Origin of the sequence: Streptomyces prasinopilosus (assembly GCF_001419695.1) — a bacterium.
Classification (GTDB): Bacteria; Actinomycetota; Actinomycetes; order Streptomycetales; family Streptomycetaceae; genus Streptomyces; species Streptomyces prasinopilosus.
Map to the genome: position 1 here is coordinate 1 of NZ_LIRG01000019.1, position 10,437 is coordinate 10,437.

A 10,437-nucleotide genomic window follows, 5' to 3' on the forward strand; every position below is an offset into this window, starting at 1 on the left:
GGAGCGCACTGCGCCCGCGCTGCCGACCTTGTCCACGATGCCGGCCTTCCCCTCCGCGCGGGCGCAGTGCGCTCCGCAGTACCAGTGGCCGTCGGCCTCGACGCCCTGGCCGATGATCTGCACCCGGCAGTGCTCGCAGATCGGGGCCATGCGGTGGATCGCGCAGGCGAACGAATCGAAGACGTGGGTGGCGCCGTCCTGGGTGGTGACGGTGAACGCCAGCGCGTAGTCGTTCCCGCACACTTCGCAACGTGTCATAAACCGCATCGTTGGGTCCGGATGGGGCTCCGGCAAGCCGAGGGGGCCGCTGCCCGGAGGTTCTACCCGGTCGGCGCAGTGGTCCCGGAGGAAGCCGCCGCGCCCCCGGCCCGGGGTTCCCCGCCGGCCGGCCCGGGCGCGGGGCGGGCGGACCCCGTCGGCCGGGTGTGCGGACGCACCCCTCGGGCGGGTGTGCGGACGCACCCCTCGGGCGGGTGTGCGGACGCACCCGTCGGGCGGGTGTGCGGACGTACCCGTCGGGCGGGTGTGCGGACGTACCCGCCTGAATGCACCGCCGGGCCCTGGTTGTACGGTCGTGGGGTGTACCGCTTCCTGTTGTCCCGCCAGTGGGTGATCCTCACCCTGCTGTCGCTCGTGCTCATCCCGACGATGGTCGAGCTGGGCTTCTGGCAGTTGCACCGCCACGAGCGCCGGGTCGCACTGAACCAGGTGATCGCCGACTCCCTGGCCGCGAAGCCGGTGCCCGCCGAGTCGCTGACCGCGCCCGGGGCGGAGGTCGACCGCGACCACCTGTACCGCAGGGTGACGGCGAGGGGCAGCTTCGACGCCTCCGACGAGGTCGTCGTGCGCCGCCGCACCAACGCGGACGACGAGGTCGGCTACCACGTCCTGACCCCCTTCGTCCTCGAGGACGGCAGGGTCCTGCTGGTCAACCGGGGCTGGATCCCCTCGGACGGTCCGAGCCAGACCGCCTTCCCGGAGGTTCCCGCACCGCCCGGGGGCGAGCTGACCATCACCGGGCGGCTGATGCAGGACCAGACGACCGAGGACAGCGGCATCAAGAACCTCCGGGGCCTGCCGGACCGGCAGATCATGCTGATCAACAGCGAGCTGGAGGCCGACCGGCTCGGCAGGGAGGTCCTCGGCGGGTACGTCGACCTGACCGACCCCGAGCCGGGCGGCGACTCCCCGCAGCCCGTCCCCTCGCCCGAGCACGACAGCATCGGCAACCACATGGCGTACGCCGTCCAGTGGTGGCTGTTCGCCGCGGGCGTCCCCGTGGGCTGGGTCGTCCTGGTCCGCCGCGAGGCCCGGGAGCGGGCGGAGAAGGCGGAGCGGGAGGCGGGCGCCGAGGGCGCGCAGGACACCGAGCCCGCGGCGGTGTAGCCGCCCGTTCACCCGGCCGCGCCCTGATTGCCGCACCCGGCGGCCGGGCATCCGCACCTCGTGCACCGCATCGAGGACTACGCGCTCATCGGCGACGAGCAGACCGCTGCCCTGGTGGGCGCGGACGGTTCCGTCGACTGGCTCTGCCTGCCCCGCTTCGACTCCGGAGCCTGCTTCGCCCGGCTGCTCGGCGACGAGGACAACGGCCACTGGCGCATCGCGCCCGTGGGCGCCGGGCGGTGCACGCGCCGCGCCTACCGCCGGGACACCCTCGTCCTGGACACCGAGTGGGAGACCGACGAGGGCCTGGTGCGCGTCACGGACCTGATGCCGCAGCGCGACCGGGCGCCCGACCTGGTGCGCGTCGTCGAGGGCGTCCGCGGCGAGGTGACCGTCCGCAGCACGCTCCGGCTGCGCTTCGACTACGGTTCGGTGGTGCCCTGGGTGCGCAGGGCGGACGGTCACCGGGTGGCGGTCGCCGGGCCGGACTCGGTGTGGCTGCGCAGCGTGCCGGAGGTGCCCACCTGGGGCGAGGACCGCAGCACGCACTCCGAGTTCACGGTCAAGCCGGGCGAGCGGGTCGCGTTCGTCCTCACCTGGCACCCGTCCCACGAGCCGCGTCCGCCGCTGGTGGACCCGTACTCCTCGCTGCGGCACAGCATCGCCGACTGGCGCGCGTGGGCGTCCCGCTGCCGTTACGACGGGCCGCACCGGGACGCGGTCGTGCGGTCCCTGATCACGCTCAAGGCGCTCACCTACGCGCCGACGGGCGGCATCGTCGCCGCGCCCACCACCTCCCTGCCGGAGGAGCCGGGCGGGGTGCGCAACTGGGACTACCGCTTCTGCTGGCTGCGCGACTCCACGCTGACCCTGAGCGCGCTGCTGGCGGCCGGCTACCAGGACGAGGCGGAGGCGTGGCGCGACTGGCTGCTGCGCGCGGTCGCGGGCGACCCGGCGGACCTCCAGATCATGTACGGGGTGGCGGGCGAGCGGCGGCTGCCCGAGACCGAACTGCCGTGGCTGTCCGGCTTCGACGGCGCGGCCCCGGTGCGGGTCGGGAACGCCGCCGTCGACCAGTTCCAGCTGGACGTGTACGGCGAGGTCGTGGACTCGCTGGCGCTGGCCCGCCGGTCGGGCCTGTCCCCGCACCCGGACGTGTGGGCGCTGCAGAGGGTGCTGCTGGACTTCCTGCGGTCGGTCTGGCGGCAGCCGGACGAGGGGCTGTGGGAGGTGCGCGGCGGCCGGCGGCACTTCGTGCACTCCAAGGTGATGGTGTGGGTGGCCGCCGACCGTGCCGTGCGCATGCTGGAGGAGAACCCGGACCTCGAGGGCCACGCCGGGCGCGACGACCTCGAGGACTGGCGCGCGCTGCGCGACGAGGTGCACCGTGACGTGTGCGAGAAGGGCTACGACGAGGAACGCAACACGTTCACGCAGTCCTACGGCTCCCGGGAACTCGACGCCGCGCTGCTGCTGATCCCCCGGGTGGGCTTCCTGCCGCCCGACGATCCCCGGGTGCTCGGCACCGTCGAGGCGGTCCGCGCGGAGCTGGGGCAGGACGGGCTCGTGCGCCGCTACACCGCGGAGCGCACCGACGTCGACGGCCTGCCCGGTGTCGAGGGCACCTTCCTGGTGTGCTCGTTCTGGCTCGCGGACGCCCTGCACATGACGGGCCGGACGACCGAGGCGCGCGAGCTGTTCGAACGGCTGCTGGGACTCGCCAACGACGTGGGGCTGCTGGCGGAGGAGTACGACCCGGTCGGCGGGAGGCTGCTGGGCAACTTCCCGCAGGCGTTCAGCCACATCGGTCTGGTGAACACGGCTCTCGCCCTGTTCGGGGACGAGGAGGAGGCAGGATAGGGGCCATGGATCTTGGACTGAAGGACCGGGTGTACGTCGTCACCGGGGCGACCCGCGGGCTGGGCAACGCCACCGCGCGCGAACTGGTCGCGGACGGCGCGAAGGTGGTCGTCACAGGGCGGGAGCGGGAGGGCGTCGCCGCGGCGGCCGCCGAGCTGGGGCCGGACGCGGTCGGGGTGGCGGTCGACAACGCCGACCCGGAGGCGGCGGCGCGGCTGATCGCGACCGCGCGTGAGCGGTTCCACCGTTTCGACGGCGTCCTCGTCAGCGTGGGCGGCCCGCCGCCCGGGTTCGTGGCCGACACCACCGACGAGCAGTGGCGGACGGCGTTCGAGTCGGTGTTCCTGGGCGCGGTGCGGCTGGCCCGGGCCGCCGCGGCGGAGCTGGGCGAGGGCGGTGTGATCGGCTTCGTGCTGTCCGGCTCGGTGCACGAGCCGCTGCCCGGCCTGACCATCTCCAACGGGTTGCGCCCGGGGCTGGCCGGCTTCGCCAAGTCCCTCGCGGACGAGCTGGGCCCGCGCGGCATCCGTGTCGTGGGGGTGCTCCCGGGGCGCATCGACACGGACCGCGTCCGCGAGCTCGACTCCCTCTCCGCCGACCCGGAGGCCACCCGCCGGGCGGCCCAGTCCCGCATCCCGCTGCGCCGCTACGGCACCCCCGCGGAGTTCGGCCGCGCCGCGGCCTTCCTCCTCTCCCCGGCCGCCTCCTACATCACGGGCGTCATGGTCCCGGTGGACGGCGGGGTACGGCACGGGTTCTAGCCTCTTCCGCCGGGCGGGGCCGGCTCCGGCTCCGGTGGGGCCGGCTCCGGCGGGGCCGCCGGCCCCGGACGCGCTCCGGGCCCGGTGGCTCAGCTGACCCGTTCGGCGTGGTGCTTGACCGACCGGAGGCGCACCTCGGCCGGGAGGCGGGTGAGGCCCGCCGACTCGCGGGCGTGGGCCAGTGCCCCGGTGGTGAGGGTGTCCAGCGCGCTGCCGGGGTCGGCGTGGGGTTCCAGCCGCAGGCGGACGCGGGCCCGCGGGACACCGCGCCGGCCGGTCAGCCGCACGCGGGCCTTCTCGACACCGTCCGGCAGGCCCGCCTCCCGGGCGAGCGCGGTCTCCAGCGCCCGGGCGCGCAGCACGGCTTCGTCACCGTCGCCCGTGTCGACGAACACCTCGGCGAGCCGCCGCCTGCGCAGGACCGCGACCAGCCACCACAGGAGGAGCAGGACGAGGACGGCGAGCGCGGCGATCACGACCGGCCACCACCATCCCTCGTCGCGCCACCGGGTCCGCTCGGCCTCGTCCAGCAGGACGTCGTGCCGTCCGCCGTGCAGCCACCAGGAGGGCGCGGGCGCCCCCAGGCCGACGGCCAGGACGGACCCGCCGAGGGCCACCAGCAGCAGGCCCACGATGCCGAGCAGGACGCGGTTGACGACCTTGAGCACCGCGCTCACCCCTTCCGGCCGGGACGTCGCACCCGGACCGCCGGCACCGGTGGCCGGGCCAGTGCCATGCGCCCGACCGTGTCGGCGAGCACCGCGCGCAGGTCGGCCCGTACCTCGTCCAGCTCGCGGAAGTGCGACACCGCGCGGACGGCGGCCCGCCTGCGGGTGACGCGCACGCGCACCGACCGCACCCCGGCGACCTCCATGGCCCGGTCCCGCAGCACCATCGCCGCCGCGTCGCGGTCGAGACCGGCGCGTACGTCGGGGTGGGGGCGGCGCATCGGGAGCAGGGACCGCAGCCCGGGGGTGAGGGCCAGCAGGAGCAGCCAGAGTCCGAGGACGGTGGCGACGCCGGCGCCCACCCGCACCCAGACGTCGTCCAGGGGCCGCCCGGCCATCTGGTCGGCCAGTTCCCGGCGCCAGGCCATCGCGGGCCGGCCGGCGCGCACCGCGGCGATGTCGTACAGGAACAGCGCCGTCACCGCCAGGAGCAGCAGTGCGAGCAGGCCGGCGGGGATCCTGCGCGTCGACCAGAAACGCCGGGCGCCGCCGCCCGTGGCGCCGTCGTCCGGCGCGGGCGGCGGGGCCTTCTCCAGGACGGTGCCCGAAGGGGCGCCGGGCCCGGGTCCGTTCATCGGATCCTCCCGTGGGTCTCGTCGGACGCGGTCGGGTGCAGCCGCTCCACCTGGACGGCGACCTCCGGCACCTGCATGCCCGTCAGTCCGGACACCCGCTCGATCACCCGGCGGCGCACCCGGCCGCACCGGCCGCCGATGTCACCGGGGTAGCCGAGTTCGACGTGGACGCTGACCCGCGCGGTGTCGTCGTGGTGGACGACGACCGTGGCGTGCGGCGGTTCGGCGTCCCGGGGCAGCGGTCCGACCGCCTCGCGGGCCGCCTGGGAGGCGATCTTCGCGACCACCCGGTCGGCGATGCGGGTCGCCCCGCGCTCGCGCGGCGGCACGAGGCCCGGGGCGCCGCCGGCCACGGCCTCCGCCGTGCTCACCGGTGTCACCGCCGCCGCTCGTTGCGGGGACGGAAGAAGTCGCCGAACTCCAGGTCCCCCTCGAGGAACCGCCCGACGACGAAACCGACGGCCCCCAGGGCCGCCACCAGCAGGAAGGCCCCGAATCCACCGAAGTAGCCGGCGAAGCCCAGCGCCATGCCGGCGATCATGCCGACCACGGCCATGCTCATGGTGCGCTCCTTCGTTGTTCAGCGGTTCGCCGTCCCGGAGGGCCCGGCCGCCCGTTCGCCGTGCGGTCCCTCACTGAAGACGGCTCTCCGACTCCTCGTCCTCCTCCTCCGGCAGCTTCACGTCGCTCACCGCGATGTTGACCTCGACCACCTCGAGGCCGGTCATCCGCTCGACCGCCGCGATGACGTTCTCCCGGACGGCTCTGGCGACGTCGCCGATGGACACGCCGTAGGTGACGACGATCTCCAGGTCGAGCGCGGTCTGCACCTCGCCGACCTCGGCCTTCACACCGCGGGCCACCGATTTCGTCCCGCCGGGCACCCGGTCGCGCACGGCCCCGAAGGTCCGGGACAGGCCGCTGCCCATGGCGTGCACACCGAACACGTCCCGCGCCGCCATGCCCGCGATCTTCTCCACGACGCCGTCGGCGATCGTGGTGCGGCCGCGCGTGGCCGCGTCGCCCCCGCCGCGCCGGACGCCCGGCCCCCTGCGCGCGGAGGTGTCCGGGCCGGTCTTCTCGAGGTCGGCGGCCCGTGTCGAGCCGCCGTCCGTGGTGTCGCTCATCGCCGTAGTCCCTTCCGGTCGTCGTCCACGGGACCACCGTATGCGCCGATGCGCGGTTGCGCGCCAGGGATACGGCAGGCTGGAGGAATGACGGCGCAACGGTGGACCCGGACAGTGCGACAACAGGTGGGACTGGGCAGGCTCCTGCCCCTGGGGGGACCGCGCGACGGCGCGTGGATCTTCGAACGGGCCGCCGGGGCGGCCCTGCGGCGGGCGGTGGAACGGGCCGAGCCGGGCCTGCGCCTGGACGGTCTGCGGATCGCGCTCGCCGATCCGCGGGACGCCGCCGAACCGGTGGTGCCCGCTCCGCCCAGCGCCCTGCCGCCGGGCCCGCTGCGGGTGACGGCCCGGTTCGCGGCCCCGGCGGCGGAGCCCCTGCCGGTGACGGCGGACCGGCTGCGGGCCGTGTTGTCACGGGCCGCGGCGGAGGGGATCGGGCTGGTGGTGACGGAGGTGGACCTGGGGGTGACGGAGCTGCTGGACGCGGGGACCCGGACGGCGGGCCCGGCGGCGGGCGGGCCGGGCGGCGTCCCGTTCGAGGAGCCCGCGGGTACTCCGGTCGAGGGACCGGCCGGTATTCCGATCGAGGGACCGGCCGGTGCTCCGGTCGAGGGACCGGCCGGTATTCCGGTCGAGGCGGCGGAGCCCGGTGGCGGGTCGGACGAGGACCGGGTGGCGGCCGCGGCGCTCGCCGTGCCGGGGGTGTCCCGGCTGGCGGGCGCGCTCGGCCGGGCGGTGCACCTCGCGCCGTCGCCGCGGGTGTCCGGGGGTGCCGCCCTGGCCGGCCGTCACGTGCGCGTGGACCTCGCCGTCGGGGCGGACCGCCGGGCCCTGGACGTGGCCCGGTCGGTCCGTGCGGCGGTGTCGGCCGCCCTGCCGGACCGTCCGACGGTGGCGGTCCTGGTCACGGCGGTCGACTGACGCTCCTCGGCGCGTCACGGGCCGCTCGTGCGCCGGGACTCACTCGCCGAGACCGGCCAGGTCCCGCAGCCGGCGGCCCTGGGCCGCGCGCTCGGCGGCCCGCTGCTCCTCGTAGGTGCGCTCCACGGCCCCGCTCAGCAGGGCCTTCGTCTCGATCACCGCGTCCCGGGGCGCGGCGAGGAGGGCCGCGGCGAGGTCCCGCACCGCCGCGTCCAGTTCGTCGCCGGGCACGGCGACGTTGGCGAGGCCGGTGCTCACGGCCTCGCCGGCCGTGACGAACCGGCCGGTGGCGCAGATCTCCAGCGCGCGGGCGTACCCGACGAGCCCGACCAGCGGGTGCGTGCCGGTCAGGTCCGGGACGAGTCCCAGGCCGGTCTCGCGCATGGCGAACTGGACGTCGTCGGCGACGACCCGCAGGTCGCAGGCGAGGGCCAGCTGGAAACCGGCCCCGATGGCGTGCCCCTGCACGGCCGCGATGGACACGATGTCGCTGCGCCGCCACCAGGTGAACGCCTCCTGGTAGGCGGCGATGGTCGCGTCGAGGTCGGCCTCGTCGCCGCGCGCCATCTCGACGAACGACGGCTCGCCCTCGATCCCCTCGGGGGTGAGCATCTGCCGGTCGAGGCCGGCGGAGAAGGACTTGCCCTCACCACGGAGCACCACGACCCGCACGGAGCCCGGCAGCAGCCGGCCCGCCTCGGTCAGCGCCCGCCACAGAGCGGGGCTCTGCGCGTTGCGCTTGGCCGGGTTGGTCAGCGTCACCGTGGCGATCGCGTCGTCGACGGTGAGCCGTACGCCGTCCTGGTCGAGTACGGGACCGAGGTCCTGGGCGGGCGAAGCCATGGGGCGCCTCCGATGGGTGCGGTCGTCCTCCGTACCGTACGGCGGGCCGGAGCCCGCCCTGCGGCACAGCTAAGTGACTGCACAGTAACCACCCGCCCGGCCTGTCGGCCGACCGGGTGGCCACCTCGGATCGCGGGCGCCCGGGGTCAGGCCGAAGCGGCCTTCTTGCCCCGGGTCGCCCCGCCACGCCCTCGGAGCGTGACACCCGATTCGCTGAGCATGCGGTGCACGAAGCCATACGAGCGGCCGGTCTCCTCGGCCAATGCCCGGATGCTCGCACCGGCGTCGTACTTCTTCTTCAGGTCTGCCGCGAGCTTGTCGCGCGCGGCGCCGGTCACCCGGCTGCCCTTCTTCAGAGTCTCGGCCACCCGTGCCTCCTCATGGGAAGTGCGCTCTGGTCCCCTCATGATCACCCCTCTCGGCCCCGATGGCCACCCATTCGGCAAGGTCCGTGCGACAAGGTTGTGACGACAGGAGCGCATCCCCACATACGGAAGGGGTGATTCCATGGGGTGCCGGTCACGCCGATGGACGCACTCCGCCGCGAAATGCCAGGTCAGAAAGAGGTGGCGGCCGAGCCCCGGACGTTCGGGGGCTCGGCCGCGAAATCGGTGCAGGACACACCTGGGTACGAGGGGATCTCACACGAATGAGGGATCACCGGTCAGCCGAATGATCCATACGCGGTGGATCAGGCCCGCGACCGGCGGGGTCGCCGGTCCGGCGGAGCGGGGGCGGGGACCGGTCAGGCGAGGGCGACGAGATCCGCGTAGTCGGCGCCCCACAGGTCCTCGATGCCGTCCGGCAGCAGGATGATCCGCTCCGGCTGGAGCGCCTCGACGGCGCCCTCGTCGTGCGTGACCAGGACCACGGCGCCCTTGTAGGTGCGCAGCGCGCCGAGGATCTCCTCGCGGCTGGCCGGGTCGAGGTTGTTGGTGGGCTCGTCGAGCAGGAGCACGTTCGCCGAGGAGACCACGAGGGTCGCGAGCGCGAGACGGGTCTTCTCGCCGCCGGAGAGGACACCGGCGGGCTTGTCGACGTCGTCGCCGGAGAACAGGAACGAGCCGAGCACCTTGCGGACCTCGACGAGGTCCATGTCGGGCGCGGCGGAGCGCATGTTCTCCAGCACCGTGCGGTCCCGGTCGAGGGTCTCGTGCTCCTGGGCGTAGTACCCGAGCTTGAGTCCGTGGCCGGGCACGACCGTGCCGGTGTCGGGCTGTTCCACTCCGCCGAGCAGGCGCAGCAGGGTGGTCTTGCCGGCTCCGTTGAGGCCGAGGATGACGACGCGGGAGCCCTTGTCGATCGCCAGGTCGACGTCGGTGAAGATCTCGAGCGAGCCGTACGACTTCGACAGGCCCTCGGCGGTCAGCGGGGTCCTGCCGCAGGGGGACGGCTCGGGGAAGCGCAGCTTGGCCACCTTGTCGGCCTGGCGGACGCCTTCGAGACCGGACAGGAGGCGTTCCGCACGGCGGGCCATGTTCTGCGCGGCGACGGTCTTGGTGGCCTTGGCGCGCATCTTGTCGGCCTGGGCGTTGAGGGCGGCGGCCTTCTTCTCGGCGTTCTGCCGCTCGCGCTTGCGGCGCTTCTCGTCGGCCTCGCGCTGCTGCTGGTAGAGCTTCCAGCCCATGTTGTAGATGTCGATCGTGGAGCGGTTGGCGTCCAGGTAGAACACCTTGTTGACGACCGTCTCGACCAGGTCGACGTCGTGGGAGATGACGATGAAGCCGCCGCGGTAGGTCTTGAGGTAGTCGCGCAGCCAGACGATCGAGTCGGCGTCGAGGTGGTTGGTCGGCTCGTCGAGCAGGAGGGTGTCCGCGTCGGAGAACAGGATGCGGGCCAGTTCGATGCGGCGGCGCTGACCGCCGGAGAGCGTGTGCAGCGGCTGGCCGAGCACCCGGTCGGGCAGGTTCAGCGCGGCGGCGATGGTGGCGGCCTCGGCCTCGGCGGCGTACCCGCCCTTGGTGAGGAACTCGGTCTCCTGGCGCTCGTACTGCCGCAGTGCCTTCTCGCGGGTGGCGCCCTGGCCGTTCGCGATGCGCTGCTCGTTCTCGCGCATCTTGCGGATCAGGGTGTCCAGGCCGCGGGCGGAGAGGACGCGGTCGCGGGCGAGCACGTCGAGGTCTCCGGTGCGGGGGTCCTGCGGGAGGTAGCCGACCTCGCCGGAGCGGGTGACGCTGCCGGCGGCGGGGACGCCCTGGCCGGCGAGGACCTTGGTGAGGGTGGTCTTGCCGGCGCC

Annotated in this window: 13 protein-coding genes; 4 read left to right on the top strand and 9 right to left on the bottom strand. The window is 74.4% G+C overall.

Going from position 1 to position 10,437, the window contains the following annotated elements; translation table 11 throughout:
* The coding region (locus AOK18_RS01350; protein ID WP_107100317.1) for a hypothetical protein at positions 1-258 on the bottom strand (258 nt) is incomplete at its 3' end.
* 321 nt (positions 259-579) lie between these two features.
* Between AOK18_RS01350 and AOK18_RS01355 the strand changes: the two genes are divergently transcribed.
* The 3 genes from AOK18_RS01355 to AOK18_RS01365 are packed head-to-tail and all read left to right on the top strand — an operon-like array spanning position 580 to position 4,007.
* Positions 580-1,386, top strand: a complete 807-nt coding sequence (locus tag AOK18_RS01355) for an SURF1 family cytochrome oxidase biogenesis protein (RefSeq protein ID WP_055693057.1) — start codon at positions 580-582, stop codon at positions 1,384-1,386.
* A gap of 60 nt (positions 1,387-1,446) precedes the next feature.
* A complete protein-coding gene (locus AOK18_RS01360) occupies positions 1,447-3,246 on the top strand; it encodes a glycoside hydrolase family 15 protein (RefSeq protein WP_055693058.1) in 1,800 nt (599 codons plus the stop codon).
* Between the two features lie 5 nt (positions 3,247-3,251).
* Positions 3,252-4,007 carry an SDR family oxidoreductase gene (locus AOK18_RS01365; RefSeq protein WP_055573446.1) on the top strand — a complete coding sequence of 252 codons (756 nt, stop codon included), beginning with the start codon at positions 3,252-3,254 and terminating at the stop codon, positions 4,005-4,007.
* Positions 4,008-4,096: 89 nt separating this feature from the next.
* Here AOK18_RS01365 and amaP read toward each other — a convergent pair whose 3' ends face one another.
* From amaP to AOK18_RS01390, 5 genes are all read right to left on the bottom strand, one after another.
* Positions 4,097-4,684, bottom strand: coding sequence for an alkaline shock response membrane anchor protein AmaP (gene amaP, locus AOK18_RS01370; RefSeq protein WP_055573447.1), 588 nt, complete (start codon positions 4,682-4,684; stop codon positions 4,097-4,099).
* On the bottom strand, positions 4,681-5,310 hold the full coding sequence (locus AOK18_RS01375) for a DUF6286 domain-containing protein (RefSeq protein WP_055693059.1): 630 nt from the start codon (positions 5,308-5,310) through the stop codon (positions 4,681-4,683). Before AOK18_RS01375 ends, amaP begins: the two co-directional genes overlap by 4 nt.
* Positions 5,307-5,690, bottom strand: coding sequence for an Asp23/Gls24 family envelope stress response protein (locus tag AOK18_RS01380; RefSeq protein WP_055573449.1), 384 nt, complete (start codon positions 5,688-5,690; stop codon positions 5,307-5,309). The genes AOK18_RS01375 and AOK18_RS01380 overlap by 4 nt, the downstream gene beginning before the upstream one ends.
* Positions 5,687-5,872, bottom strand: a complete 186-nt coding sequence (locus AOK18_RS01385; RefSeq protein ID WP_055573450.1) for a hypothetical protein — start codon at positions 5,870-5,872, stop codon at positions 5,687-5,689. The genes AOK18_RS01380 and AOK18_RS01385 overlap by 4 nt, the downstream gene beginning before the upstream one ends.
* Before the next feature lie 70 nt (positions 5,873-5,942).
* On the bottom strand, positions 5,943-6,437 hold the full coding sequence (locus AOK18_RS01390) for an Asp23/Gls24 family envelope stress response protein (protein ID WP_055693060.1): 495 nt from the start codon (positions 6,435-6,437) through the stop codon (positions 5,943-5,945).
* An 87-nt stretch (positions 6,438-6,524) separates the two neighbouring features.
* Between AOK18_RS01390 and AOK18_RS01395 the strand changes: the two genes are divergently transcribed.
* The gene (locus AOK18_RS01395) at positions 6,525-7,358 is read left to right on the top strand and encodes a hypothetical protein (protein ID WP_055693061.1); all 834 of its coding nucleotides are present in this window, start codon (positions 6,525-6,527) and stop codon (positions 7,356-7,358) included.
* 39 nt (positions 7,359-7,397) lie between these two features.
* Here AOK18_RS01395 and AOK18_RS01400 read toward each other — a convergent pair whose 3' ends face one another.
* From AOK18_RS01400 to AOK18_RS01410, 3 genes are all read right to left on the bottom strand, one after another.
* Complete coding sequence (locus tag AOK18_RS01400; RefSeq protein WP_055573453.1) at positions 7,398-8,201, bottom strand: enoyl-CoA hydratase/isomerase family protein; 804 nt, start codon at positions 8,199-8,201, stop codon at positions 7,398-7,400.
* 146 nt (positions 8,202-8,347) lie between these two features.
* On the bottom strand, positions 8,348-8,569 hold the full coding sequence (locus AOK18_RS01405) for a helix-turn-helix domain-containing protein (protein WP_018567695.1): 222 nt from the start codon (positions 8,567-8,569) through the stop codon (positions 8,348-8,350).
* Positions 8,570-8,946: 377 nt separating this feature from the next.
* On the bottom strand, positions 8,947-10,437 hold a 1,491-nt coding region (locus AOK18_RS01410), incomplete at its 5' end, for an ABC-F family ATP-binding cassette domain-containing protein (protein WP_055693062.1).